Raw genomic sequence first — 26,755 nt, forward strand, 5'->3', positions numbered from 1 at the left:
ATCTCCCGGAGAAAGTGCGGGTAAGAGGAAAACGGGGATGAGCGGGCTACTGGGTGGCGAACTCGTTCACCGGCGCGGCGCGGCGCTTCAGCATGAACGCGCCGATCAGGCCGAGCGCGAAGAACACCGCGCAGAAATGCGCAGGCATCATGTTGTTGCCAGTCACGTGCAGCAGCCACGTCAGCACCATCGGCGAGAAGCCGCCGAAAGCGGCCGCGCCGATGTTGTACGAGATCGCGAGGCCGGTCGAGCGGACTTCGGTCGGGAACAGGCCGGCGAGCGCGGTCGGAATCGGCGCGTTCGACGCGCTGATCAGCAGCGCGAAGCCGAGTTCGACGGACATGATCGACGCGAACGACGGCGCGTTGACGATCCAGTAGTAAGCGGGGTACAGCACGACGAGAAACAGCGCGAGCGCGACGCGAATCATGCGTTCGCCGCCGATGCGATCCGCGAGATGACCGAATAGAGGAATCGTCACCGCGCGCAGCAGCACGTTCGCGAGCAGCACGGAAAGCGGCGGCGTCACCGGCATATGCAGGTTCTGCACCGCGTAAATCGGCAGATACGTGATGATCACGTAGGCCATCACGTTGAGCGCGGCCGACAGTGCGGTCGCGACGAACAACTCGCGCGGATAGTGCATCATGACGCGTGAGAACGGTACCTTCACGCGCGCGCCGAGCTTCAGGAACGCCTCGGTTTCTGGCAGATCGCGGCGGATATGGAAGCCGACCGGGCCGATCAGCAGACCAAGCAGGAATGGAATGCGCCATGCCCACGACTCGAGCGCCTCATGCGTGAACAGATGCGTGAGCGCGCTGCCCATCGCGACCGCGAGCAACGCGCCCAGGGCCTGTGCGAACATCTGCCAGCTGCCATACAGATTGCGGCGCGCTGTCGGTGCATATTCGATCAACATCGCGGTCGCGGTGCCGAATTCGCCGCCGGCCGAAATGCCCTGCAACAGACGCGCGCACAGCACGATCGCCGGCGCGATCAGGCCGATCTGCTGGAAGCGGGGTGAGCGCGATCATCGCGGCGGCCACCGTCATCATCGCGATGACGAGCGTGAAGGAACTGGCCGGCCGTGAGCGCGGTCGGCTGCGCTTTGCGGCGACGCCGTCGATCGTGGCGGCGATCGTGCCGAAACTGCTCGCCGAATATCGCGCGCTGTACCCGAACATCGAGGTCTCGGTCGACGACGCCGCGCCCGATCGCCTGAGCGCGTCGACGCCGACGGGCGACGTCGAGTTCGGCATCGGCACGATCAGCGAGCGGCCCGAGGGCATCACGCTGCAATGCCTCGCGCGTGACAACTTGTGCGCGATCTGCCGCAAGGATTCGGCGCTCGCGAAAAAGCGGCGTGTGAGCTGGAAGGATGCGCTGCAGTCTCCGTGGATCGGCATCAAGTCGACGAGCGGCATCCGCAAGTTGATCGACGAAACGTTGTTCACGCTCGGCATGCGCAAGGCGGTCGAGTACGAAGTGTCCTATATGACGACCGGGCTTTCGATGGTGCAGGCCGGTCCCGGTATCGCGATTTTTCCGGGCATTCTGCTCGGGTCGTTTCCACATCGCGATCTGGTCGCGCGCAGGCTCGAATCGCCGCTCGTCACACGCGACGTGATCTGATCCGACGCGCTGAGCATTCGCTGTCGCCGGCGGCCGAGTCGTTTATCGAGCTTTGGTACAAACGCATCGGCAAGCCGGCCGCTCTGTAGCGCGTCGCAATTGCACACGGCCTGTCGTGCTGTATGAATATACAGTATCATGGCTGCAATGGGCCGCTTGTGCGGCGGTGTGCGGATCGGCGGAAAAAATCAGCGAAGGAACGAGGCGCGATGGCTGAACAACTGTGGTTGCCCGGACTCGAGGCGCCGCCCCCGCTCACCGACGGGCTCTTTTTCGCGGTCTATCCCGATGCCAATACCTCGGCCGGTATCGCGAAGTTCGCGCAGCAGCTTTGCGTGGAGGCACGCGTGCGTAGCGGCGGGCACAGCGGCGTGCGCGGCAAACCGCTCGCGGCGAACCGTCTGCACGTCACGCTCAGGCATCTCGGCAATTTCGCGGGCGGCTTGCCGGCGGATGTGGTCGAGGCGGCGAAACGGGCGGCCGCGGCGGTCAGCATGGCGCCGTTTACGGTCGAATTCGACGCGGTCGCCAGCTTCGCGAAAAGGCCGCGGCTCGGGCCGGCGGTGCTGGTGGGCGAGCACGGTGTGCACGGACTGCACGTGCTTCACGATGCGCTCGAAGCGGGCTTGCGCGACGACGGCATCGAGCCCGACGCACGTTTTACGCCGCACGTGACGCTGGCGTACGGGATGCAGTGGATCGAGCGCCGTACGGCCGAGGCGGCGTGCTGGAATGTGCGCGAGTTTGCGCTGATGCACAGCCTGCTGGGACGGACCAGACATATCGTCCTCGCGCGGTGGCCGTTGGTGGGGCCGAGCTGAGGGAGGAGGCGTAGGCCACCTCGGTGACGAATTCGCGGCTGTTTCGCGAGGCGCCGGCTAGAACCGCACGCTCGTCCCGCAGCCCCCGGCATAGGCGCCGCCGCTCGCCGCGGCGCCACCGCAAAAAACGCCGCAGCCGGAAAGCAGCACGGCCGCGGTAATCGCCGCCAGCGCGCTACGCACGCCGTTCCGCCGAGACGTTTGCTGGCCCCCTCGCACTGGCTGCGCGGCGCAGATCGGACGCGGTTCCGCGACGGGAAGAGCACTGGGACAGCCGATCGGTGTGAATGGCATGGCGGCATCAAATTCGACGAGAGGGAACCTCTGCGTGCCGCGCCGGTTAAGCGCCGCGCGCGTTGTGCGACTTGATGACTTACTCTAAGTCCACGCTGAAACACCGTCAAATGCCGAGTTGCCGTCAAATCGGCGCCTTTATGCCGTCACGTGAGCACGGAGCGTCCGTGCGCTCCCTGATAGAATGCTCGGGCCGCAACGTTGTGGATTGCAGATGAAATTGCTTGATGCGCTTGTCGAACAGCGTATTGCCGCCGCCGCCGCGCGCGGAGAGTTCGACGACTTGCCGGGTGCGGGCGCGCCGCTGGCCCTCGACGACGATGCGTTGGTGCCGGAAGAGGTGCGCGTCGCCAACCGGATTCTGAAAAATGCGGGCTTCGTGCCGCCCGCCGTCGAGCAGCTTCGCGCGTTGCGCGATCTGCAAACGGAGCTGAATGCCGTGAGCGATCAGCCGACCCGTTGCCGTCTCCAGGCGCGCATGCTCGCGCTCGATATGGCGCTCGAATCGCTGCGCGGCGGCCCGATGGTCCTGCCGCGCGAATATTGCCGCCGCATCGCGGAGCGTCTCTCGGAGCGCGTGGGCAATGTCGATGTCGCCGCCGCGGGTTCGCAGTGAACGAGCCGCTCCCGTGTGCCGCCTCGATCGGCTCTTCTGCGCCAGCCGAGGCCGGCGAGAAATCCGTTGGCGCTTGCATCGGCGCGGTCTTTGCACCGGCGGCTGATCACCCGATGGCCGCTGCCGCCATCCCTCCCGGAAATTCCGACGCTGCCATCATCTCCGAACGCGACCTGCGCTTCATGGCGCTCGCTCAGGCCGCCGCCGAAGAAGCGCGCGCAGCCGGCGAAGTACCGGTCGGCGCGGTGCTCGTGCGCGGCGACGAAGTCATCGCCACGGGCTTCAATCATCCGATCGGCGCGCATGACCCGTCCGCGCACGCCGAAATGGTCGCGCTGCGCGCAGCCGCGCAGTCGCTCGAAAACTACCGTCTGCCGGGTTGCGAACTCTATGTGACGCTCGAGCCTTGCCTGATGTGCGCCGGCGCGATCATGCACGCGCGCATCGCACGTGTCGTATTCGGCGCGCGCGATCCAAAAACCGGCGCGTGCGGCAGCGTGGTCGATGCGTTCGCGAATCCTCAGCTGAACCATCACACGACGGTCAGCGGCGGCGTCCTCGAAGCCGAATGCGGTGCCGCGCTCAGCTCGTTTTTTGCCGAGCGGCGTCGGACGAGTCGCGCAGCCCGCGCGGCGGCGCGCGGCGAAAGGGCTGAAGCGGCCGAAGCTGCCGTTGACACCGCCACACCCTCCCGCAGCGAACCGCCTCCAACCACGCCGCTCTAAAACAACCACGCCCAACGGGTCTTGCCATGACCGCTTCTCGCACCATCGAACTGATTGCGCCATCCGGCTATCCGCATGATCCGGAGGTGCTGCATCGCGCGCTGCATCGGCTGCGTGCGCAGGGGCATCGAGTCGACGGCGAGGAGGCCGCGAAGCGCCGCTACCAGCGCTTCGCCGGCACCGACGGCGAGCGCGCGGCCGATCTGAACCGGCTCGCCGATCCATCGCGTGAGCTGCCCGATGTCGTGTTGGCCGTGCGCGGCGGCTACGGCGCGGTGCGGATTCTGCACGGTCTCGACTACGAAGGGCTGCAGCGGCGGCTCGCCGATCAGCCGATAGCGCTGGTCGGTCACAGCGACTTCACCGCGATCCAACTGGCGCTGCTCGCGCGCGCCGGCCTGAAGACCTTCGGCGGCCCGATGCTGATGAGCGATTTCGGCGCCGAGCAGCTCAGCGAATTCACGATGCGGCATTTCTGGTCGGCGTTGACGCAGTCGACCATCACGGTCGAGAGCGACACGCCGCAAGCGCAGAGCGTCGACGTAACGGGCACGTTGTGGGGCGGCAATCTGGCGGTGGTGGCGTCGCTTGTCGGCACGCCGTATATGCCGCTGGTGCAGGGCGGCATCCTGTTCGTCGAGGACGTCAACGAGCAGCCGTTCCGCATCGAGCGGATGATTTATCAGCTGCATCTGGCCGGCATCCTCGCACAGCAGAAGGCGCTCGTGCTCGGTGATTTATCGGGCGGCAAGCCGTACGACTACGACAACGGCTACGACCTGCACGCGATGGTCGAGCAAGTGCGCTCGCTGATCGGCATTCCTGTCGTGACGGGGCTGCAGTACGGACACGTTCATAACATGGTGACGCTGCCGGTCGGCGCGGACGCGCATCTGGTCGCCAATGCGCATGGCTTCAGGCTGACGGCGTCGGGCTATCCGAGCATTGGCTGAAGCCGCCATAAGCGGGGCGGAGGGGGCGGATCGCCCGCTTTTTTGCGTCAGTAACGCAACTAACTGTCGGTATTTGCACACTCACCACCTTCCACACCCATCGCCAAGGTTTTCAGTTTTTGTTGACAAAAACTGGTTGCCAGTACTCATCGTGGCATTGTCAAAACCGGGTAAGATTCCCGCCCAGACAGCCGCACACCTTGGTTCACAGGGCTTCTGCTGACGCAACGCAGCACGAAAACTGTCCAAAATAGACGCAAAAATTGTTGACAATATTTGTGTCCGTCCTATGATGACCAACATACCGAGACGCCAATCATGTCCGACACCGAATCCGTCGCGAACAGTTCGAAGCCCGAAGCAATCGCCGAACGCATCCGCGCGGCGATCCTCGAGCACCGGCTCGCACCCGGCGCGAAGCTCACCGAAGCTCAGCTATGCGAAGTATTCGGTGTGAAGCGCGGCCCGATCCGCCAGGCGCTGTCGCAGCTGGCGGGTGAGCGCCTCGTCGATCTCGAGCCGAATCGTGGCGCGTTTGTCGCGAGTCCGTCGCTGCAGGAGGTGCACGAGGTGTTCGAAATGCGCCGCATCATCGAGCTGGCCGTCGTCGAAAAGATCTGCAGCGGACACGGCATGCGGCGTTTGAAGAACATCGGCGGCATGATCGGCCGGGAACGCAAGGCATTCGAAACGCGGGATTTTCCGGCATGGATCCGCTTGTCGGGCGAGTTTCATACGGAGCTCGCGAACCTGACCGGCAACTCAGTGTTGTGCGATTGCCTGAACGGGCTGGTCGCGCGTTCCACGCTGATTTCCGCGCTGTACGAATCGCTCGGACGCAGCCCGTGCTCGTTCGAGGATCACGAAGCGATTCTCGCCGCGCTCGACGCCGGCGATGCGAAGCAGGCGGCCGCGCTGATGTCGCGCCATCTGCAAAGCGTCGAGTTGAAGATGCTGGAGCGCCCCGCGCGCGGGGCAGCGGATCTGCATGAAGTATTCGGCGCGCTCGCGCCGAAAGAAGCGTCCACGTAAAGAGCCGAAGCCGACTGCACCCCAGGCTGAGGCAAGCAGCAGGCGAGCGCCCGTTGGTGGTGCGCGCCGCACTGAATTGAACTGAACCGACAGATACACGGCTAGGCGGCCTCGCGTGAGCGCCGCCGGCCTGAACACGCATGTCCGTCGCGAGACGACGGACTTTCAGGTAGCGACGCATCGCCGGAAATCCGCGGCGGCTGGCGATGCGACAACCACAAGTACGTCAGTACGGAGACACGCGCGGCACGGTCCGGGACCACGACGCCGACTTCTTCGACCCTCGCGGGACGAGAAGCGAGCAACTGGCATGGCCGATGCAGTGTCCGTCGATGCTCTTTCGACGGTCCCTATCCAAAGGAGGAATCATGGCTCAGTTCAGTGCAGCGCCAGGCAGTCACCCCATCTCCAACTATCCGGACGGCACGGCTCAAACCGATCCGTCGATGCCGGCCGGCTACAGCGAGCGGCTTTACAACGAGGACCTCGCGCCGCTGCGCGCGCAGAACTGGAGCGCGTACAACATCTTCGCGTTCTGGATGTCGGACGTGCATAGCGTGGGTGGCTATGTATTCGCGGGGAGTCTCTTCGCGCTCGGCCTGACGAGCTGGCAGGTGCTGGTCGCGTTGCTCGTCGGCATCACGCTCGTGAACGTGCTGTGCAACCTGATCGCGAAGCCGAGCCAGCTGAACGGCGTGCCGTATCCGGTCGCGTGTCGCGCGACCTTCGGCGTGCTCGGCGCGAATGTCCCGGCAGTAATTCGCGGCCTGATCGCGGTCGCGTGGTACGGCATCCAGACCTATCTCGCGTCGAGCGCGCTCGTGATCGTCGTGCTGAAGTTCGTGCCGCAACTGCTTCCGTATGCGGACGTGCATCGGCATGGTCTGTTCGGTCTGTCGACGCTCGGCTGGGCGGGCTTCATGCTGCTGTGGGTACTGCAGGCGCTGGTGTTCTGGCACGGCATGGAGACCATCAAGAAGTTCATCGACTTCGCCGGGCCAGCCGTCTACGTCGTGATGTTCATTCTTGCCGGCTACATGGTGTATCGCGCGGGTTGGCGCAACATCGGCATCAACCTCGGCGGCGTCAAATATCACGGCATGGAAGTGCTACCGGTGATGATCACGGCTATCTCGCTGGTGGTGTCGTACTTCTCGGGACCGATGCTGAATTTCGGTGACTTCTCGCGCTACGGCAGGAGCTTTCGCAGCGTCAAGCGCGGCAACTTCTGGGGCCTGCCGGTCAACTTCCTCGCGTTCTCGCTCGTCACGGTGATCACGACCGCGGCCACGCTGCCGGTGTTCGGCGAACTGATCACGGACCCGGTCGAGACGGTGGGCCGCATCGACTATCCGATGGCCGTGATTCTCGGCGCGCTGACCTTCACGATCGCGACGATCGGCATCAACATCGTCGCGAACTTCGTGTCGCCGGCCTTCGACTTCTCGAACGTTGCACCGCGCCTGATCAGCTGGCGCGCGGGCGGCATGCTCGCGGCGGTCGCGTCGGTGTTCATCACGCCGTGGAACCTGTTCAACAATCCGGCCGTGATCCACTACACGCTCGACGTGCTCGGCAGCTTCATCGGACCTTTGTACGGCGTCCTGATCGTCGACTTCTACCTTGTGAAGCGTCAGAAGATCGTGCTCGACGATCTGTACACGGTCGCGCCGAGCGGCTCGTACTGGTATCGCAACGGCGTCAACTATCGCGCGGTGGCCGCGTTGCTGCCGGCCGCGCTGATCGCGGTGATCTGCGTGATGGTGCCGGGGCTCGACGGCTGCGCGAATTTCTCGTGGTTCATCGGCGCGGGACTCGGCGCGCTGTTTTACCGGATGCTCGCACGCTGAGCTTCGTGGCTTTGCGCAAGATTTCGCCGCTGCAATCACGAGTCGAACAGGAGTCGCCATGCGTATCAAACTGATCAATCCGAACACGACGCGCCGCATGACCGAGGCGATGGGGCGCTGCGCGCGCGACGTCGCCGCGCCCGGCACCGAAGTGATCGCCGTCAATCCGACGATGGGGCCGCCGTCGATCGAGGGCTATTACGACGAAGCGCTCGCCACGCCCGGTCTGCTCGCCGAAGTCGAGGCGGGCGAGCGGGACGGCTGTGACGGCTACGTGATCGCGTGCTTCGGCGACCCCGGTCTCTATGCGGCCCGCGAGTTGGCGCGCGGTCCGGTCATCGGCATCGCCGAGGCGGCGATGCACGCGGCGAGCGTGCTCGCGCCGGGTTTTTCGGTCGTGACGACGCTCGCGCGCACCTGCGGCATGGCCTGGCATCTGGCCGAGCGCTACGGCATGAAGCGCTTCTGCCGCAACGTGCGTGCGACCGACGTCGCCGTGCTCGATCTCGACCAGCCGGGCTCGGCGGCGCGCCGCATCATCCTCGACGAATGCCGGCGCGCGCTCGCCGAGGACGGCTCGGACGCGATCGTGCTCGGCTGCGCGGGCATGGCCGAACTGTGCGCGGAGATCGAGGATGCGCTCGGCGCGCCGGTGATCGAAGGCGTGACGGCGGCCGTCAAATGGACCGAGGCGCTGGTCGCGCTGCGTCTCGCGACGGCCAAGCGCGGCGACTACGCGCGGCCGCTCGCGAAGCGCTACGACGGCGCGCTCGCATCGTTCAGCCCGGGTCCGCTGCGGGTAAACGCCGAATCGGCGGACACGCACATACACTCGCTGTAACACGCACTATCTGCCCGGCTGTATGGGCGCACCGGGGTGTTTTCGCTACACTGGGTCAACTCGGCGCTGCGGTTTCGGCAGCCGCTGAATCCGCCTGTTGCGTGGCTACACGTGTGAACCCCGCACCGTTGCCGAGGGGTTTCGAACCGCGTTCACGCGAATTCCTGGTCCCGTCACTACGCATCCATCAAACCATGCCACTCGACCCGAACTACCCACGCGATCTGATCGGCTACGGCCGCCACCCGGTGCATCCGAACTGGCCGGGGCGAGCGCGCGTTGCGGTGCAATTCGTCCTCAATTACGAAGAGGGCGGCGAAAACTGCGTGCTGCACGGCGATCCCGGTTCCGAGCAGTTCCTGTCGGAGATCGTGGGCGCGGCGGCGTATCCGGCGCGGCACATGAGCATGGAGTCGATCTACGAATACGGCTCGCGCGCTGGCGTGTGGCGCATCCTGCGCGAATTCGAAAGGCGCGACCTGCCGCTGACGGTGTTCGGCGTCGGCATGGCGATCGAGCGGCATCCGGAAGTCGCGCAAGCGTTCGTCGAACTCGGGCATGAGATCGCGTGCCACGGCTATCGCTGGATTCACTATCAGGACATGTCGCCGGAGCAGGAAGCGCAGCACATGCGCCTCGGCATGGAGGCGATCGAGCGCGTGACCGGCGTGCGGCCGCTCGGCTGGTACACCGGCCGCGACAGTCCGAACACTCATCGGCTGGTCGCCGAATACGGCGGCTTCCTGTACGACTCCGATTACTACGGCGACGACCTGCCGTTCTGGATGGACGTCGAGGTATCGGGCGGCAAGACCGTGCCGCAACTGATCGTGCCGTACACGCTCGACACCAACGACATGCGCTTCGCCACCCCGCAAGGCTTCAACACCGCGGACCACTTCTTCACCTACCTGCGCGACGCATTCGACGTGCTGTACGAAGAGGGCGACGAAGTGCCGAAGATGCTGTCGATCGGCATGCACTGCCGGCTGCTCGGGCGGCCGGGGCGTTTCCGGGCGCTGCAGCGCTTTCTCGACCACATCGAACAGCACGATCGCGTGTGGGTGTCGCGGCGCGTCGATATCGCGCGGCACTGGCACGAAACTCATCCTTACCAGCACGACCGCGAGGCTGCGGCATGAAGGCGATGCAATACACCCTGGACCAACTCAACAGTATCTCGACCGACGCGTTCGTCGCGGCGCTGTCGGGCATCTTCGAGCACTCGCCGTGGGTCGCGGAGATTGCGGCGCGGGAGCGGCCGTTCGCGAGCATCGACGAGCTGCATCGCAGGATGTCGCAGATCGTCGAAACGTCTGGCGAGGACAAGCAGCTCGCGCTGATCAACGCGCACCCGGAGCTGGCCGGCAAGGCCGCGGTGCGCGGCGAGCTGACCGCCGAGTCGACGCGCGAGCAAAGCGGCGCGGGTCTCGCGCAATGCACGCAGGAAGAGTTCGACAAGCTGCATGCGCTCAATCACGCGTATCGCGAGAAATTCGGTTTTCCGTTCATTCTCGCGGTGCGCGGCTACGACCGCCACGGCATCATCGCGACCTTCGAATCGCGCGTGAACAACAGCCGCGCCGACGAACTGCGCGCGAGCCTCGATCAGATCTATCGCATTGCACGTTTGCGGCTCGACGACCTGATCGGCGCGTGACGCGCACTTCGTCATGCAGCGAGCCGTAACGTTTTTCCCGCACCAATCGATCTCAAGGACGACAAAGATGGCACTTCCGATTCTCGACCCCAACGCACCGGAATTCACGCGCCGTTACGTGAACCTGGCGGACCCGCGTCTGGGCGCGCAGGCGCTCGAGGCCAGCGACGAATTCTTCGCGCCGAAGGACCGCATGCTGAATCCGGAACCGGCCGTCTTCATTCCGGGCAAGTACGACGACAACGGCAAGTGGATGGACGGCTGGGAAACGCGTCGCAAGCGCACGACCGGCTACGACTGGTGCATCGTCAAACTCGCGCGGCCCGGCGTGATCAAGGGACTCGACCTCGACACCAGCCACTTCACCGGCAACTTCCCGCCGGCGGCGTCGGTGGAAGCGGCGCGCGTTGCGGATGGCGAGCCGAATCAGGCGACGCAATGGACCGAGATCGTGCCGTCGACCACGTTGCAGGGCAATAGCCACCACTACCTCGAAGTCGGCGACGCGAGCGCGTACACGCATCTGCGCGTGAACATCTATCCGGACGGAGGCATCGCGCGTCTGCGTGTTTACGGTCAGCCGCAGGTCGACTGGGCCGGCGCGAGCCGCACCGAGCAGTTCGATCTCGCGGCGATGGAAAACGGCGCGTATCTGGTCGGTGCGAACAACCAGCACTTCGGCGCGGCCTCGACGCTGCTGATGCCGGGTCGCGGCGTGAATATGGGCGACGGCTGGGAAACGCGTCGTCGTCGCGAGCCGGGCAACGACTGGGCGATCATCGCGCTCGCGCAGCCGGGCGTGATCCGCAAGATCGAAGTCGACACCGCGCACTTCAAGGGCAATTATCCGGATCGCTGTTCGATCCAGGCCGCGTACGTGAAGGGCGGCACCGACAGCTCGCTCGTCACGCAGGCGATGTTCTGGCCGGTGCTGCTCGGCGAACAGAAACTGCAGATGGACAAGCAGCATTTCTTCGAGAGCGAGATCGCGGCGCTCGGGCCCGTCACGCATGTACGCTTCAACATCTATCCGGACGGCGGCGTGTCGCGTCTGCGTCTGTGGGGTACGCTCGAATGAAAACGCTCGCCATCGAGCCGCTGACGAAAGAGGCGTTCGCCGCATTCGGCGACGTGATCGAACTCGAAGGCGCGAAGCAGATTCCGATCAACCTCGGCACGACGATCCGCTATCACGACCTCGCGAAAGTCGACGTGGCCGACGAGCACGGCCGCACGCTCGTCAATCTGTTTCGTGGCCAGCCGCGCACGCTGCCGTTCGAAGTGAAGATGCTCGAGCGTCATCCGCTTGGCAGCCAGGCGTTCGTGCCGCTCAACGACAAGCCGTATCTGGTCGTCGTCGCGCCCGCGGGCGAACTCGACACGAAGAAGGTCCGCGCGTTCGTCACCACTGGCTGGCAGGGCGTCAACTACGCGAAAGGCGTGTGGCACCATCCGCTGATCGCTTTGGGCGAGACGAGCGACTTTATCGTCGTCGATCGTGGCGGCGAGGGGCTCAATCTGAACGAGCAGGATCTGGCGGAGTCGCTGTGGCTCACGGAAGATGCGTTGAGCGCGGTGGCGGTTTGATGGCGATGCAGCTGCCGGGTAGCCGGTAGCGTTGCGGTTCGAAGAACAGGCCCGCGACGTGCGTTACGTCGTGGGCTTTTTTGCATGGATGGCGATCACTTGCGCCTGCCGAGCAGCGGCGAATGCCCGATGACTTCCCTTGACCGTTCGGGCGGCTCAGGCGCCGAAAATCCCGCTGCTTCGATCGCCGGCTTGAGCCCCCTGAATTGCACGCTTTTCTTTGGCGAGCGCAGCGATGTCATGCCGTCGTCCCACGCGTGCAGCATCTGTTTCGCGACCGTGCGCCACTGCTGTTCGTTGCGTGCTGCTTCGATCAACTCATGGCCGACCTCGACAGCCGAATCGCACAGCGCTTCGATCATCTGCGCATATTGGCGCGGAGCGATGCCCATGCGCGTGTTGAAAAATCGTTCCAGCGCTTTACCGGCTGCCCAGGTCTTCCGGCCGTCAACAGGCAAGCCGGGCGGATTGGCTGCGAAGCGCGGATAAGCCTGCGTCGTCACGACATCGTAGACGGGCGTGAACGCGACATCGTCGACCGACGTGTAGAACAGTGCGACGTTCTTGGTGTGGCAGTCCGCATTGCGCACGACGTAGTTGGTCAGCAGATGCCAGCCGAGCTGCTGGAGTTGCATCCGCGTGGTGTCGCGATCGAGCAGATAGGCTCTCGCCGCGTTGAGCATTTTCTCGCTGGTCGAATTGTATTTTTCGTGCGGCGGCAAACCGAGCAGGCCGCACAGGTCTTCCACCCCGTACGCCGGCAGTCCTTGCGCGTCCACATCGAAGCGCTCGACGATCAGTGCGCGGCCATCGTCCGACATCTGCGTGCGCGCAACGGACGCAACCCCAAGCCGCTCCAGCACGCGCATCGAATAGAACTCGTTGAAGCCGAGAAAGGGCGTGTTGTCGTCCGAACCTTTGACGATGTGACGGCTCGTTCGAATCGTCGGCTTACCGAGCTGCAACGGCGGTGACGCAGCAGACGGCTGCGCCTCTGGCGCGATGAACTTCGGCACGACGCCCGAAATAGCCGCTCGCGCGTATTCACGTACGAGTTGCGCGAAATGTTCGGCGGTGTTGTCGCCGTGCAGGATGTGCTGGACGTCGAGCGCCTGGAGTTCCGTGCCCGGCGCGACACCTTCGGGCGTGACAGTGACCCGACCAATCCCCATCGAACCCACCACGGCGAGCAACGAGAGATCGGTTCCGTCCAGCAACGGCCCGAATTGCTCGCGGATCAGATTCAGTAGATAGCCCTCGGGCAGGTTCTGCCGGAAAAACGGATGCAGGTCGCGCGGCCAGCGCCAGGCCTCTTCGCGCACCGGCATCGTCAGACTGACGAAGTCGGCCGCGCTCGCATCGACGTTGTATTTGAGGACATAGTCATCGCGCTCGCGAAACAGCGTGGCAACGTGCTTGCCTAGTACCTGAACGTCGAGCTTCATGGCTGCGCATCCGGGCTGCGCTGTTCGGCGAGGATGTCCTCAAGCGTGCGGCCGTGCCCGTGCGCGACGAACTTGAGATCGTAACCGGCGGCTTCAAGCAGGCGCACGAGCACGGACACGCTCATATCGTTTTTGGCGAGCGTTTCCATCCGTGCGACGGTCGTGCGGGCAACGCCCGCGCGGCGCGCCAGGTCTTCCTGCGATAGTTTGCTGTCTCGTCGTACGGCTTTGAGCATGTCCGAGACATCGGCGAGGTTGGTCATTTGTAGCCTCAGGGCGTCAAATTCGGCGAATCTGAGATTAATTGTAGCTCAAGGGGTACAAAACACTAATTTGTTTTGTGTCTCAAGGGCTACAATTCCGGTGGATTTGCGGATTTTGTCGCCCAAGGGCTACAAAATGAAAAATGCCGATCCGGTTGACTGCACCCGTCGCCATCCCAAAACAACAGCGGGCTTGCCGCTCACGTGACAAGCCCGCCTCACATTTCAGCCTCTGCCTCGGCACCGGTTCCGTGATCCGGACAGACGTCCTTACTTCGCCGCGCCGCCCTCGAACCACGCGGCGATCTTCATCCGCTCGTCGTCGGTCATATGCGTGACGTTGCCGAGCGGCATCGCCTTCAACGTGACCGCCTGCTGATAAATGCGTTGCGCGTTCTGCGAAATTTCGTCGGGCGTATCCATCAGCACGCCGGCGGGCGCGCTGCCCATCATCGTCGGATGCGCGGAGTGGCAGGCCACGCAGCGCTGCTGCAGCACCGGCGCGATGTCGGCGACCTTCAGCGCCGGCGCGTTGGCGGCCTGCGCCTGCGGCACCACCGGACGCGGCATGGTCCACACGAGTGCCGTGCACATCAGCGCGACGCCGACGAGCGGCAGATACCACAACACCTGGCCGCGATGGCGCATCACGAAGAACTGACGGATCAGCGCACCGGCCAGCATGATGACGACGAGCACCGCCCAGTTGTACGGATGCGTGTAGGTCATCGCGTAGTGGTTCGACAGCATCGCGAACACGACCGGCAGCGTGAAATACGTGTTGTGCACCGAGCGCTGCTTGCCGCGCTTACCGTAGATCGGGTTCGGCGTGTCGCCCTTCAGCATCGCGTCGACCATCTTGCGTTGACCCGGAATGATCACGAAGAACACGTTGGCCGACATGATCGTCGCGAGCATCGCGCCCATGATCAGATACGCCGCGCGGCCCGCGAAGATATGGCAGGCGAGATACGCCGCGATCAGCACATAAACGCCGACGCAGATGCCGAGAAGTTTGTCGCGCGTGCCGAGAATACGGCACAGCGAGTCGTAGACGATCCAGCCGGCCGCGAGGAAACCGATCGCCGAGGCGACGGCGACCACCGGACCCATGTCGAGCACGTTTTTGTCGATCAGGTAGGTGCTCGGCGAGAACAGATACAGCACGGTAAAGAGACCGAAGCCCGACAGCCACGTCGTGTACGAAGGCCATTTCGACCAGTGCAGGTCTTCGGGCATTTCGGGCGGCGCGACCGTGTACTTCTGCATGTTGTAGAAGCCGCCGCCGTGCACGTGCCACAGCTCGCCGAACACGCCGCGACGGCGCTGGTTCGGATCGGTCGGCGGCTTCAGGCTGTTGTCGAGCGCGACGAAATAAAACGATTCGCCGATCCATGCAATGGCGACGATGACGTGGAACCAGCGAATCGCGAGGTTCAACCAGTCGGTGATAAAGCCTTCCATGAAACTCCTCCACTTCTGATTCGTTGCGCGCGCGATGACGGTCGACGTCGTCGGTCATCGCGCCGACTGCGGGATAAAAGACGCAGCTCGCGGGTTGTTATGGGTATCGCGGGGCGCTTGTGCCTGGTAGTGCCTGCTTGTCCCGGTCGGGCGCGGCGCGCTAGCTGCCCCGATACGTGCTGTACGAAAACGGCGACACCAGCAGCGGCACGTGATAGTGTGCGTCGGCATCGGCGACGCCGAAGCGCAGCACGACGCGATCGACGAAGCGGGGTTCCGGCACCTTCGTGCCGAGCGAGGCGAAGTAGTCGCCCGCGCCGAACACGAGTTCGTACTCGCCCGCGACGAGCGCGTCGCCTTCGAGCAGCGGCTCGTCGCAGCGGCCGTCGTGATTGGTGACAGTGGTTTTGAGCGCGCGGCGCGTGTCGCCCGCGAGCGCGAAGAGTTCGACCTTGATGCCTGCGCCGGGACGGCCGTTCGCGGTGTCGAGCACGTGGGTAGTGAGCTTGCCCATTCGCAATTGTCCTTGTGTGAATGCGAGGTGTCGGCGGCGGCCCGATCCATTACGTTTGCGGCGGATCGAGGCTCCACGTCAGTGGCTACATACCCGTCGGCGAATCGAAGCGAGCGCCGTGGCAGCCATTGTAGAAAGGATGCTCTGTCCCGAGCGCGAGCGATAGGAAAGATAATAGTTCGCGCATGATGGACAGCCAGACGAAAGCCGCGCCGGCTCATCGGCCGATCGTACCGGCGCCAAAAATGCACCACTATATTGGCGGAGTGAAGTTGGGTATCGCAACCGCGCGGGTTGTCAGCGGGATTTTGGCTACCGAAGGTAAGCGCTGTGCGGCGCGACCCGCGCGAACCCGATCCGGTTCGCGCGAGGTGGCGGCGCGACACACCCGTGCAAAGGCAGGCCTTTGGCACGAGAACCCCGAAGACGGCGACTCACGCTGGGTAACCGGGCCAATGGCGTTCAACGGAACGCGACGGCACGGTGGCGTGCCGCCGCATCGCGTTCGGAACGGCTTTGCATGCAGGCAATCAGGCGGACAGACGAATGACGATGAATGAAGCACTGAAACAACCCGGTAAAACGATGCTCGTGAAGCACGCGGACGTGCTGGTCACGATGGATGACGAGCGGCGCGAACTGCGCGACGCCGGGCTGTACATCGAGGACAACCGGATCGTCGCGGTCGGATCGACCGCGCAACTGCCGCAAACGGCCGACCAGGTACTCGACCTGCACGGCCATCTCGTGATTCCGGGCCTCGTCAACACGCACCACCACATGTACCAGAGCCTCACGCGCGCGATTCCCGCCGCGCAGAACGCCGAATTGTTCGGCTGGCTCACGAACCTGTACAAGGTGTGGGCGAACCTCACGCCTGACATGATCGAAGTATCGACGCTGACCGCGATGGCCGAGCTGCTGCTGTCGGGCTGCACGACGTCGAGCGACCATCTGTATATCTATCCGAACGGCAGCCGTCTCGACGACAGCATCGCGGCCGCGCGCCGAATCGGCATGCGCTTTCATGCGGCGCGCGGCAGCATGAGCGTGGGACGCAAGGACGGCGGCCTGCCGCCCGATTCGATGGTCGAGCGCGAAGCGGACATCCTGAAGGACACGCAGCGTCTGATCGAGACGTATCACGACGATGGGCGCTACTCCATGCTGCGCGTTGTCGTGGCGCCGTGTTCGCCGTTTTCGGTGAGCCGCGACCTGATGCGCGAATCGGCGGCGCTCGCGCGCCAGTACGGCGTGTCGCTGCATACGCATCTGGCGGAGAACCTCAACGACGTCGAGTACAGCCGCGAGAAGTTCGGCATGACGCCGGCCGAGTATGCGCACGATCTCGGCTGGGTCGGCCATGACGTATGGCATGCGCACTGCGTGCAACTCGACGACGCGGGCATCGCGCTGTTCGCGCGCACCGGCACCGGCGTCGCGCACTGTCCGTGCTCGAACATGCGGCTCGCGTCGGGCATCGCGCCGATCAAGCGAATGCGGCTCGCGGGCGTGCCGGTCGGGCTCGGCGTCGACGGTTCGGCGTCGAACGACGGTGCGCAGATGATCGGTGAAGTGCGCCAGGCGCTGTTGCTGCAGCGCGTCGGTTTTGGGCCCGATGCTATGACCGCACGCGAGGCGCTCGAAATCGCGACCCTGGGGGGTGCGCGCGTGCTCAATCGCGACGACATCGGCGCGCTCGCGCCCGGCATGGCCGCGGACTTTGTCGCGTTCGATCTGCGTGAGCCGCATTTTGCCGGCGCGCTGCACGATCCGGTGGCGGCTCTGGTATTCTGCGCGCCGTCGCAGGTCAGCTATAGCATGATCGACGGTAAGGTGGTGGTGAAGGATGGGCAGTTGGCGACGCTCGAACTCGGGCCGGTGCTCGAGCGGCATAACGCGCTCGCGCGGCAGCTTTACGAGGCGTCGGCTTGAGCTCGAGCGGAACGGGCGGCACTCGCGCCGCGCGCAAGCCGCTGATCCGTGAGCGGTGGCGCCCGGTGCGATCGGCGTCGCATGCGGCGTCAGGACTTGTCGATCAAGGTCCGGGTCGCCTCGCCAACCAGGCCGCGCAGCCAGCGCACTTCGTCGGAGTAATGCACGCGCTCGTGCCACAACTGGTAGTACTGCATCGGCGGAAAGTCGAGCGGCGCGGCCACCACGGTCAGCGGCAGAAACTTCGCGTAGTAGTCGGCAAAGAGGCGCGTCGTCGTGAAGATCAGATCGGACTTGATCAGCACGTACGGCGCGAGATTGAAGTAGGGCAACGTGACGACCACATGGCGCTTGAGCCGCTCGCGCGCGAGATGCACGTCGATCGCGCCGCGCTGGCCGACCGAATACGGCGTCGGCGCGAGATGTGGCGCGTTCAGGTACTGGTCGAGCGTGAGCCCGCCGCGTTTGGCGAACGGATGCGCGTTGCTCATCAGGCAGACGATCTGATCGACGAACAGGTTCGACAGATGCAACTGCTCGGGCGGCTCCGGCCAGTTGCCGACCACGATGTCGAGCTTGCCGTCCTCGAGCGCGAGTTCGTAGTCGAACGCGGGGCCGAGCGAATGGAATTCGAGCGTCGCATTCGGCGCGGCCTGGCGGAAACGTTCGACGACCGTCGGCACGAACAGGACGTTCAGGTAGTCGGGACAGCCGATCCGGTAGCAGCGGATCGACGTGGCCGGATCGAAATTGTGCTGCTGGAACTTGATGCGCTCGATTTCGCGCAGCGCGTTCTGCACCGGTTCGAGCAGGCGCAGACCGTACTCGGTCGGCACCATGCCGGACTTGCCGCGCACCAGCAGCGGGTCGCCGGTGATGTCGCGCAGACGGCGCAGAGCCGCGCTGATGGCGGGTTGGGACTGATTCAGTTTGACGGCGGCGCGGGTGACGCTGCGCTCCATCAGTAGCGTGTGCAACACGCGCAGCAGGTACGTGTCGATCGCCTCGCGTTGCTGGCTCATGGATTCTCCAAATATATGTGCAGGCTGATCGAACGAGGGTGGGGGTATATGCGTTTTAATATGGACGAAAAACGGCGTCAAGGGTGACATACCCGCAGAGCTTGTAGCGGCGGGGGTTTGCGGGAATTTTGTCAACTCGACTGAGTGGGGCGAATTAGGTATTGTCATCCGGTTGTGGTGACGGATCGCCCATCGGCGGGGCGGATCGATAGTCCGCAATCTGGCGGCAAGCAGGCGGCAAGCAGCGTCACGAACGCACTACGGAATCTCATGAGCAACACTCCACTTAGCGACGACGCGCAACTCACCGGCCAGGCGGTGCCTCGGCTCGCGCTGACGGGCATCACGAAGCAGTACCCGGCCGTGCGCGCCAACGACGATGTCACGCTCGTCGTCGCGCCCGGCGAAATCCACGCGGTGCTCGGCGAGAACGGCGCGGGCAAGAGCACGCTGATGAAGATCATCTACGGCGCGGTGCGACCCGACGCCGGCGAGATCCGTTGGGAAGGCGAGACGGTCGATATCGCGAGTCCGGCGGCCGCCCGCAAGCTCGGCGTCGGCATGGTGTTCCAGCACTTCTCGCTGTTCGAGACGCTGACGGTCGGCGAAAACATCGCGCTCGCGCTCGACGAACCGTTCGATCTGAAGACGTTGGCCAAACGCATTCGCGAGGTATCGGCCGACTACGGGCTCGACATCGATCCGCAGCGGCATGTCCACAGCCTCACCGTCGGCGAGCGGCAGCGTGTCGAAATCGTGCGCTGCCTGCTGCAGAATCCGCGTCTGTTGATCATGGACGAACCGACCTCGGTGCTGACGCCGCAGGCGGTCCGCAAGCTCTTCACGACGCTGCGCCGGCTCGCGGCCGAAGGCTGCAGCATCCTCTACATCAGCCACAAGCTCGACGAAATCCAGGAGTTGTGCGACACCGCGACGGTGATGCGCGGCGGTCGCGTGACCGGTCATGTGACGCCGAAGAACGAGACGCATGCGTCGCTCGCGCAGTTGATGGTCGGCCACTCGCTGCCGGACTACACGCGGCGCGAGCACAAGCCGGGCGTGGTGCTGCTCGACGTCAGGCAGTTGTCGGTCGCGAGCGACGATCCGTTCGGCACCTCGTTGCGCGACGTGTCGTTCAGCGTGCATGCGGGCGAGATCTTCGGCATTGCCGGTGTGTCGGGCAACGGGCAGGCGGAACTGCTCGCGGCGTTGTCCGGCGAGAAGCGCGTTGAAAAACGCAGCCTGCCGGCCGATACGATCGCGATCTGCGGCAAACCGGCCGCGCGCCTCGGCGCGGGCGGGCGCCGCGCGCTCGGCTTCGGCTTCGTGCCCGAAGAGCGGCTCGGCCGCGGCGCGGTGCCGGCGATGAGCCTCGCCGACAACGCGCTGCTCACCGCGCATCGGCAGAGCATGGTCAACTCGGGCTGGATCAAAACGGGCGCGATGCGCGCGTTCGCGAAGCGCTGCATCGACGCGTTCGACGTGCGCTGCGGCGGCCCCGACGCGCTCGCGCAAAGTCTCTCGGGCGGCAATCTGCAGAAATACATCATGGGCCGCGAGATTTTGCAGGCGCCGAAGGTGCTCGTGGTCGCGCAGCCGACGTGGGGCGTCGATGTCGGCGCGTCGGCGTTCATCCGTCAGCAACTGCTCGATCTGTCGGCGCGCGGCGTTGCGATTCTGGTGATCTCGGAGGAACTGGAAGAGCTGTTCGATATCTGCGATCGCCTCGCGGTGCTCGCGGGTGGGCGGCTTTCGCCGGTGCGCGCGACCGGTGCGACCAACGCCGAGGAAATCGGCCGCTGGATGGCGGGGCTGTTCGGCGACCGCGAGGGCGCGGCACCCGCGGCGGATCAGCCGGCGCATGCATGAGGCGAGGCGTTGCCCGCCGGCCACGCCAGGACGCTAACCACGCACGCGAATGCGGACCCTGAAGAACAGAACCCGAACAAATACACGCTACCCATGATGCTTCCCTATCGACTCGAAGCCCGCACGTCGCCGTCGCGCACGATGCAGCTCGCCGTGCCGCTGATCGCCGCGTTGCTGACGCTCGCGATCGGCTTCCTGATCTTCGGCCTCGTCGGCCGCGACCCGTTGCAGGCGATGCACGGGTTTTTCATCGAGCCGCTGTCGAGCATCAACGGCTGGTCGGAGCTGCTGCTGAAGGCGTCGCCGCTGTGCCTGATCGGCCTCGGTCTCGCGATCGGCTATCGCGCGAACGTGTGGAACATCGGCGCCGAAGGGCAGATGCTGCTCGGCGGCATCGCGGCGAGCGGCGTCGCGATCTATTTCGATCAGGCGAGCGGCTGGTGGATCCTGCCGACGATGATGGCGGCCGGCGTTCTCGGCGGCATGGCGTGGGCCGCGATTCCCGCGTTTCTGAAGAGCCGCTTCAATACCAACGAGATTCTCGTGAGCCTGATGCTCACGTACGTCGCGACGCAACTATTGATCTATCTCGTGAGCGGCCCGTGGCGCGATCCGCAGGGCATGAACTTCCCGCTGTCGGAGATGTTCAGCGGCGACGCGCTGTTTCCCACGCTGTATGGCGACTGGCATTGGAAATTTCTGCGTGGCACGCGCCTGAACGCGTCCGTGTTCCTCACGCTGATCGCGATTCCGCTCGTCTGGCTGTTCATGCGCAAGAGCTTCGCGGGCTACCGGATGAACGTCGGCGGACTTGCGCCGCTCGCTGCGCGTTACGCCGGTTTCTCCGACAAGAAGACGATCTGGACGTCGCTGCTGATTAGCGGCGGCCTCGCGGGCCTCGCCGGTATGGGCGAAATCGCCGGTCCGATCGGCCAGTTGCAGGCGACGTGGTCGCCGGGCTACGGCTTCACCGCAATCATCGTCGTGTTCGTCGGCAGGCTGCATCCGCTCGGCATCGTGCTCGCCAGTCTGCTGATGGCGTTGCTGTATCTCGGCGGCGAAGCGGTGCAGACCTCGATGCAATTGCCGCAGGCGCTCTCGGGCGTGTTCCAGGGCCTGCTGCTGTTCTGCCTGCTCGGCGCCGACCTGTTCGTGAACTACCGCGTGCGGCGCCGCTCGGCCGCAGCAGTGGTTCGTTAAGTTTGCCAATAAGCTCGCTAATCCGCTTTCAGACTCGATATGGATATCCAGCAAGCCAGCGCGCTCACGTCGAGCGCGATCACCGCGTCGATCCCGTTGATGTTCGCGGGCGCCGGCGAACTCGTCGCCGAAAAATCGGGCGTACTCAATCTTGGCGTGGAAGGGATGATGCTGATGGGCGCCGTCAGCGGCTACGCGGTCACGTCGATCACCGGCAGCCCGTGGCTCGGCGTGCTCGCCGCGATCGGCGCCGGTCTCGCGATGTCGCTGCTGTTCGCGTTCCTCACGCTGACGATGCTCGCCAACCAGGTCGCGACCGGCCTGTCGCTGACGATCTTCGGCATCGGGCTGTCCGCGTACGTCGGCAAGCCGTACACGTCGGCGGCGGTGCGCGCGACGATCGATACGTGGACGATCCCCGGCCTGTCGAACATCCCGGTGCTCGGCCCCGCGCTGTTTACCCTCACACCGCTCGATTACCTCGCGTTCCTGATGTTCGCCGCGATCGGCTGGTTCCTCTATCGCACGCGCGCGGGACTCGTGCTGCGCTCGGTCGGCGAATCGCCGCAGGTCGCGCACTCGGTCGGCTTTCCGGTGGTCGGCGTGCGCTATGGGGCGGTCGCGTTCGGCGGCGGCATGGCGGGTCTCGCGGGCGGCTACTATTCGATCGTCAATCTGCACCTGTGGCAGGAGAACCTGACCTCGGGCCGTGGCTGGATCGCGCTCGCGCTCGTGGTGTTCGCGACGTGGCGCCCTGGGCGACTGCTGATCGGCTCGCTGCTGTTCGGCGCGGTGACTGGGCTGCAGTTCTATGCGCAGGCGATCGGTGTGCCGGTGCCGACGCAGTTCCTCGCGATGCTGCCGTACGTCGCGACGATCGTCGTGCTCGCGCTGATCTCGCGCAATCCGAACACGATTCGCCTGAATGCACCCGCGTCGCTCGGCAAGCCGTTTTTCTCGGCGGGCTGACGGCGACACAGATTCTTTATCGATCCGCTCAAACTATTCGCTCATTACGACAGGGGAAAAAAACATGAAGAGAAGAAATCTGCTGACCGCTTTCGCGTGGGGCGCGGCGTCGCTTGCGCTTGCCGCGCCGCTCGCGCAAACCGCGCAGGCCGCAGACGTGCCGGGCGTCGCGTTCGTCTATCTCGGCAATCCTGGCGATGCCGGCTGGACCTTCGCGCACGACCAGGGCTCGCGGGAGGCCGAAGCGAAGTTCGGCAACAGGATCAAGATCACGCGCGTCGAGAACGTACCCGAATCGGCCGACTCCGAGCGCGTGTTCCGCGATCTCGCGAACAAGGGCAACAAGATCATCTTCGGCACGAGCTTTGGCTTCCAGGACTTTCAGCTCAAGGTCGCCAAGGACTTCCCGGACACCATCTTCCTGCATGCGACCGGTTACAAGAAGGCGCCGAACTTCGGCACCTACGACGTGCGCATGTACCAGGGCGCGTATCTGGCCGGCGTCGCCGCGGGCTACGTGACGAAGAGCAACACGCTCGGCTTCGTCGCGTCGGTGCCGATTCCGGAAGTGGTGCGCAACATCAACGCGTTCACGCTCGGCGCGCGCTCGGTGAATCCGAAGGTGCATACGAAGGTGATCTGGATCAACAGCTGGTTCGATCCGGGCAAGGAAAAGCAGGCCGCGGAAACGCTGATCGGCCAGGGCGCCGACGTGCTGCTGCAGAACACCGATTCGAGCGCGACGCTCGCGACCGCGTCGGAGAAGCACGTGCACGCGTTCGGCTGGGATTCGGACATGAAGAAGTTCGGTCCTGATGCGCATCTCGGCTCGGTCGTCGCGCACTGGGGCGTGTACTACAGCGCGGTGATCCAGCAGGTGCTCGACGGCAAGTGGAAGAACGATCCGGTGTGGTGGGGCATTCCGCAGAAGGCCGTCAACCTCGAGGACCTGAATACGTCGGCGATTCCGGCCGATGGGCAGAAGCAGGTCGCTGCGAAGCGCGACGAACTCGCGAGCGGCAAGCGCGACGTGTTCACGGGCCCGATCAAGGATCAGTCGGGCACGGTGAAGGTGCCTGAAGGCAAGACGCTGACCGACGCGGAACTGCAGCGCCTGAACTGGTACGTGGAGGGTGTCGACGGGTCGCTGCCGAAGTAAATCGGGCGGTCCGTTGTTGAAAAAAAAGCTGCGTCCAGCCCAGCCTGGACGCAGCTTTTCTGTTTGCGGCTTGCGCGTGGCAACGGGCAAGCGTGTCGTGCGGTCGCCGCTCAGTCCTCGATGCGCAGGCCGACCTTCAGCGTTACCTGCCAGTACGCGACCTTGCCGTCCTCGATCTGGCCGCGCGTTTCCGTGACCTCGAACCAGTGCAGATTGCGCAGCGTTTCCGACGCTTTGGCAATTGCGGTGGTGATCGCGTCGTCGATCGATTTCGTCGACGAACCGGTCAGTTCGATCTTCTTGTAAACGTGTTCTGACATGAGTTCCTCCTTGGTGTGCGCCGCTGGTCAGTAAAACGCTGCTCGGAAACGCGCATGGAAAAAAGTATAGGCAACGGTTCGCGCAGTCCGACGGACATATGCGTCCTCGCCAGCGCAATTGCCTGCGCGGCGGATCAGACCTCGCCGCTCGAACCATCGATACCGCACATCGCATGCCCGGTATCGCGCGACTTCAGCGCGGCGCGCGGTCGCTATCATCTGTACGCAACATAAGCCATTCAATCTGATAGCCGGCGAGGTTCGAACGTGGAAACTGGTTTTTGCGGCCCCGGTCTGATGGGCGCGCCGATGATCGGCACCTGCTGCATGCGGGTCATAGCGTGCATGTGTGGAACCGCACGCGAGCCAAGGCCGAGGCCTTGCGGGCCGAGGGCGCGCACGACGTCGATACGCCGCGCGAGCTGGCCGCGCGCTGCGACGCGGTGCTGCTGTGCGTAGCGGACGCGGCGGCGGTCGAGCAGATCGTGTTCGGCCCGGCGGGGCTGCTCGATGGCGGCCCTGCGGTGCCGCGCGGCACGCGCTGGATCGTCGATCATTCGAGCATTCCGCCGGCCGCGACGCGCGCGCGCTGGCGCGGCGGGTGGCGGATTTCGCCGAGGCGGGCGGGGCGGCGGACGGCGCGGCGGGGGAGCGCCTACGAGACCGGCACGCCGATGCCGGTTGCGTCGACGGTCCAGCAATTGCTGCGACTGGATGCCGCGATGGGGCTCGCCGACGCGGATTTTTCGGCCTTCATCGACATTCTGCAGACGCCGCGCGGCGGCTCGAACGGGTGAGGCGGGCCGCGCCGGACCAACTGTCGGGTTGAAATCTTTAAACCTGCTAAAATATTGGGTTTTTCGCCGATATCACATTCAAAGGGACGCGCTGTGCTGTCTACTGCCAATATCACCATGCAATTCGGGCCGAAGCCCCTCTTCGAGAACATTTCGGTCAAATTCGGGGGAGGGAACCGCTATGGCCTGATCGGTGCGAACGGCTGCGGCAAATCCACCTTCATGAAGATTCTGGGTTCGGATCTCGAGCCGAGCTCGGGCAACGTGATGCTCGAGCCGAATGTGCGCCTGGGCAAGCTGCGCCAGGACCAGTTCGCGTACGAAGACGTGCGCGTGCTCGACGTCGTGATGATGGGCCACGCCGAAATGTGGGCCGCGATGACCGAGCGCGACGCGATCTACGCGAACCCCGACGCGACCGACGACGACTACATGCACGCGGCCGAACTCGAAGCGAAGTTCGCCGAGTACGACGGCTACACGGCCGAAGCGCGCGCGGGCGAGCTGCTTCTCGGCATCGGCATCGCGATCGAAGACCACAACGGCCCGATGAGCAACGTGGCGCCCGGCTGGAAGCTGCGCGTGCTGCTCGCGCAGGCGCTGTTCTCGAAGCCGGACGTGCTGCTGCTGGATGAGCCGACCAACAACCTCGACATCAACTCGATCCGTTGGCTGGAAGATGTTCTCAACCAGTACAACTCGACGATGATCATCATCTCGCACGACCGGCACTTCCTGAACCAGGTCTGCACGCACATGGCCGACATGGACTACGGCACGCTGAAGGTCTATCCGGGCAACTACGACGACTACATGCTCGCCAGCACGCAGGCGCGCGAGCGTCAGCAGGCCGCCAACGCGAAAGCGAAGGAGCGCGTGGCCGATCTGCAGGACTTCGTGCGCCGCTTCTCGGCGAACAAGTCGAAGGCGCGCCAGGCCACCAGCCGTCTGAAGATGATCGACAAGATCAAGATCGAGGAATTCAAGCCGTCGTCGCGGCAGAACCCGTTCATTCGCTTCGAGTTCGAGAAGAAGCTGCACAACATCGCGGTGGTCGCCGACAGCATCTCCAAGAAATACGAGCGCTCGATCTTCAATAACTTCAGCATCAGCGTGCAGCCGGGCGAGCGCATCGCAATCATCGGCGAGAACGGCGCGGGCAAGACCACGCTGCTGCGCTCGCTGCTGGGCAATCTGCAACTCGACCACGGCACGGTGAAGTGGGCGGAAAACGCCAACGTCGGCTACATGCCGCAGGACACATACGAAGAGTTTCCGAGCGACGTCACGCTGATGGACTGGATCGACCAGTACCGCAAGGAAGGCGACGACGAGCAGATGGTGCGCGGCACGCTCGGCCGGCTGCTGTTCAATGCGGACGACATCCGCAAGTCGGTCAAGGTGCTGTCGGGCGGCGAGAAGGGCCGCATGATCTGGGGCAAGCTGATGCTGGGCCGCCACAACGTGCTGCTGATGGACGAGCCGACCAACCACATGGACATGGAGTCGATCGAGTCGCTGCAGATCGCGCTCGACAAGTTCGACGGCACGCTGATTTTCGTCTCCCACGACCGCGAGTTCGTGAGCGGCCTCGCGAACCGGATCATCGAAGTGAAGACCAATGGCACGCTGAACGACTTCGGTGGCAACTATGAGGACTTCCTGACGAGTCAGGGCGTTCAATAAGCGCTTCGGTTCACGCTGATCGAATCGCGTCATAGCAAAAAGCCCGCTTCGTCGAAGCGGGCTTTTTTTATGGTCGCGTCAATGTGCGATGCGCGCAA

25 protein-coding genes and 1 pseudogene are annotated in these 26,755 nt (G+C 64.4%); 19 read left to right on the forward strand and 7 right to left on the reverse strand.

Going from position 1 to position 26,755, the window contains the following annotated elements:
* Nucleotides 1-46: 46 nt before the first annotated feature.
* Nucleotides 47-985 carry an MFS transporter gene (locus tag OKW45_RS21740; RefSeq protein ID WP_429471028.1) on the reverse strand — a complete coding sequence of 313 codons (939 nt, stop codon included), beginning with the start codon at nt 983-985 and terminating at the stop codon, nt 47-49.
* Between the two features lie 38 nt (nt 986-1,023).
* On the opposite strand from OKW45_RS21740, the gene OKW45_RS21745 reads away from it, so the two are divergent.
* The 12 genes from OKW45_RS21745 to OKW45_RS21800 all read left to right on the forward strand — a co-directional run bounded on the left by OKW45_RS21745 (nt 1,024) and on the right by OKW45_RS21800 (nt 12,014).
* A complete protein-coding gene (locus OKW45_RS21745; RefSeq protein WP_429471030.1) occupies nt 1,024-1,635 on the forward strand; it encodes a LysR substrate-binding domain-containing protein in 612 nt (203 codons plus the stop codon).
* Between the two features lie 209 nt (nt 1,636-1,844).
* Nucleotides 1,845-2,456 carry a 2'-5' RNA ligase family protein gene (locus OKW45_RS21750; RefSeq protein ID WP_429471032.1) on the forward strand — a complete coding sequence of 204 codons (612 nt, stop codon included), beginning with the start codon at nt 1,845-1,847 and terminating at the stop codon, nt 2,454-2,456.
* A 508-nt stretch (nt 2,457-2,964) separates the two neighbouring features.
* Nucleotides 2,965-3,366 (forward strand): DnaJ family domain-containing protein, encoded by a 402-nt coding sequence (locus OKW45_RS21755; protein WP_018417683.1) that lies wholly within the window; start codon nt 2,965-2,967, stop codon nt 3,364-3,366.
* Nucleotides 3,363-4,091, forward strand: coding sequence for a tRNA adenosine(34) deaminase TadA (tadA, locus tag OKW45_RS21760; protein ID WP_429471034.1), 729 nt, complete (start codon nt 3,363-3,365; stop codon nt 4,089-4,091). Before OKW45_RS21755 ends, tadA begins: the two co-directional genes overlap by 4 nt.
* 26 nt (nt 4,092-4,117) lie before the next feature.
* On the forward strand, nt 4,118-5,044 hold the full coding sequence (gene ldcA / locus OKW45_RS21765) for a muramoyltetrapeptide carboxypeptidase (protein WP_018417685.1): 927 nt from the start codon (nt 4,118-4,120) through the stop codon (nt 5,042-5,044).
* Nucleotides 5,045-5,362: 318 nt separating this feature from the next.
* Nucleotides 5,363-6,076, forward strand: coding sequence for a GntR family transcriptional regulator (locus OKW45_RS21770; RefSeq protein WP_018417686.1), 714 nt, complete (start codon nt 5,363-5,365; stop codon nt 6,074-6,076).
* 368 nt (nt 6,077-6,444) lie between these two features.
* Nucleotides 6,445-7,926, forward strand: a complete 1,482-nt coding sequence (locus tag OKW45_RS21775) for an NCS1 family nucleobase:cation symporter-1 (protein WP_429471036.1) — start codon at nt 6,445-6,447, stop codon at nt 7,924-7,926.
* 58 nt (nt 7,927-7,984) lie between these two features.
* Nucleotides 7,985-8,767, forward strand: coding sequence for an aspartate/glutamate racemase family protein (locus OKW45_RS21780; RefSeq protein WP_429471038.1), 783 nt, complete (start codon nt 7,985-7,987; stop codon nt 8,765-8,767).
* Nucleotides 8,768-8,961: 194 nt separating this feature from the next.
* Nucleotides 8,962-9,909, forward strand: coding sequence for an allantoinase PuuE (gene puuE / locus OKW45_RS21785; RefSeq protein WP_429471040.1), 948 nt, complete (start codon nt 8,962-8,964; stop codon nt 9,907-9,909).
* Nucleotides 9,906-10,427 carry a 2-oxo-4-hydroxy-4-carboxy-5-ureidoimidazoline decarboxylase gene (uraD, locus tag OKW45_RS21790; protein ID WP_429471042.1) on the forward strand — a complete coding sequence of 174 codons (522 nt, stop codon included), beginning with the start codon at nt 9,906-9,908 and terminating at the stop codon, nt 10,425-10,427. The genes puuE and uraD overlap by 4 nt, the downstream gene beginning before the upstream one ends.
* A gap of 67 nt (nt 10,428-10,494) precedes the next feature.
* The gene (gene alc, locus OKW45_RS21795; protein ID WP_184056821.1) at nt 10,495-11,505 is read left to right on the forward strand and encodes an allantoicase; all 1,011 of its coding nucleotides are present in this window, start codon (nt 10,495-10,497) and stop codon (nt 11,503-11,505) included.
* A complete protein-coding gene (locus OKW45_RS21800) occupies nt 11,502-12,014 on the forward strand; it encodes an ureidoglycolate lyase (protein WP_429471044.1) in 513 nt (170 codons plus the stop codon). Before alc ends, OKW45_RS21800 begins: the two co-directional genes overlap by 4 nt.
* Nucleotides 12,015-12,109: 95 nt before the next feature.
* Here the strand turns inward: OKW45_RS21800 and OKW45_RS21805 are convergent, their stop codons facing one another.
* The 4 genes from OKW45_RS21805 to uraH form a co-directional block, all read right to left on the reverse strand.
* Nucleotides 12,110-13,459 carry a type II toxin-antitoxin system HipA family toxin gene (locus OKW45_RS21805; RefSeq protein ID WP_429471046.1) on the reverse strand — a complete coding sequence of 450 codons (1,350 nt, stop codon included), beginning with the start codon at nt 13,457-13,459 and terminating at the stop codon, nt 12,110-12,112.
* Nucleotides 13,456-13,722, reverse strand: coding sequence for a helix-turn-helix domain-containing protein (locus OKW45_RS21810; RefSeq protein WP_018417694.1), 267 nt, complete (start codon nt 13,720-13,722; stop codon nt 13,456-13,458). Before OKW45_RS21810 ends, OKW45_RS21805 begins: the two co-directional genes overlap by 4 nt.
* 270 nt (nt 13,723-13,992) lie before the next feature.
* A complete protein-coding gene (locus OKW45_RS21815; protein ID WP_018417695.1) occupies nt 13,993-15,186 on the reverse strand; it encodes a urate hydroxylase PuuD in 1,194 nt (397 codons plus the stop codon).
* Nucleotides 15,187-15,346: 160 nt separating this feature from the next.
* Complete coding sequence (gene uraH / locus OKW45_RS21820) at nt 15,347-15,700, reverse strand: hydroxyisourate hydrolase (protein ID WP_018417696.1); 354 nt, start codon at nt 15,698-15,700, stop codon at nt 15,347-15,349.
* 546 nt (nt 15,701-16,246) lie between these two features.
* Between uraH and OKW45_RS21825 the strand changes: the two genes are divergently transcribed.
* Complete coding sequence (locus OKW45_RS21825; protein ID WP_503129160.1) at nt 16,247-17,635, forward strand: 8-oxoguanine deaminase; 1,389 nt, start codon at nt 16,247-16,249, stop codon at nt 17,633-17,635.
* 89 nt (nt 17,636-17,724) lie between these two features.
* Here OKW45_RS21825 and OKW45_RS21830 read toward each other — a convergent pair whose 3' ends face one another.
* Nucleotides 17,725-18,657 (reverse strand): LysR substrate-binding domain-containing protein, encoded by a 933-nt coding sequence (locus OKW45_RS21830; protein WP_018417698.1) that lies wholly within the window; start codon nt 18,655-18,657, stop codon nt 17,725-17,727.
* A gap of 270 nt (nt 18,658-18,927) precedes the next feature.
* Between OKW45_RS21830 and OKW45_RS21835 the strand changes: the two genes are divergently transcribed.
* From OKW45_RS21835 to OKW45_RS21850, 4 genes are all read left to right on the forward strand, one after another.
* Entirely contained in the window at nt 18,928-20,526 is a 1,599-nt protein-coding gene (locus OKW45_RS21835; protein WP_429471048.1) for an ABC transporter ATP-binding protein, read from the forward strand.
* A 93-nt stretch (nt 20,527-20,619) separates the two neighbouring features.
* Complete coding sequence (locus OKW45_RS21840) at nt 20,620-21,726, forward strand: ABC transporter permease (protein WP_429473340.1); 1,107 nt, start codon at nt 20,620-20,622, stop codon at nt 21,724-21,726.
* Between the two features lie 39 nt (nt 21,727-21,765).
* Nucleotides 21,766-22,695, forward strand: a complete 930-nt coding sequence (locus tag OKW45_RS21845; protein WP_090800507.1) for an ABC transporter permease — start codon at nt 21,766-21,768, stop codon at nt 22,693-22,695.
* 64 nt (nt 22,696-22,759) lie between these two features.
* Nucleotides 22,760-23,854 carry a BMP family ABC transporter substrate-binding protein gene (locus tag OKW45_RS21850; RefSeq protein ID WP_184003916.1) on the forward strand — a complete coding sequence of 365 codons (1,095 nt, stop codon included), beginning with the start codon at nt 22,760-22,762 and terminating at the stop codon, nt 23,852-23,854.
* Nucleotides 23,855-23,964: 110 nt separating this feature from the next.
* Here OKW45_RS21850 and OKW45_RS21855 read toward each other — a convergent pair whose 3' ends face one another.
* The gene (locus OKW45_RS21855) at nt 23,965-24,174 is read right to left on the reverse strand and encodes a dodecin (RefSeq protein ID WP_018417703.1); all 210 of its coding nucleotides are present in this window, start codon (nt 24,172-24,174) and stop codon (nt 23,965-23,967) included.
* A 267-nt stretch (nt 24,175-24,441) separates the two neighbouring features.
* Here OKW45_RS21855 and OKW45_RS21860 point away from each other — a divergent pair.
* Nucleotides 24,442-24,971, forward strand: a pseudogene (locus OKW45_RS21860) (NAD(P)-dependent oxidoreductase).
* Between the two features lie 93 nt (nt 24,972-25,064).
* Complete coding sequence (locus OKW45_RS21865) at nt 25,065-26,657, forward strand: ABC-F family ATPase (protein ID WP_035470072.1); 1,593 nt, start codon at nt 25,065-25,067, stop codon at nt 26,655-26,657.
* The last annotated feature ends 98 nt before the right edge of the window (nt 26,658-26,755 follow it).

This window comes from Paraburkholderia lebeckiae (genome assembly GCF_050436225.1).
Classification (GTDB): Bacteria; Pseudomonadota; Gammaproteobacteria; order Burkholderiales; family Burkholderiaceae; genus Paraburkholderia; species Paraburkholderia tuberum.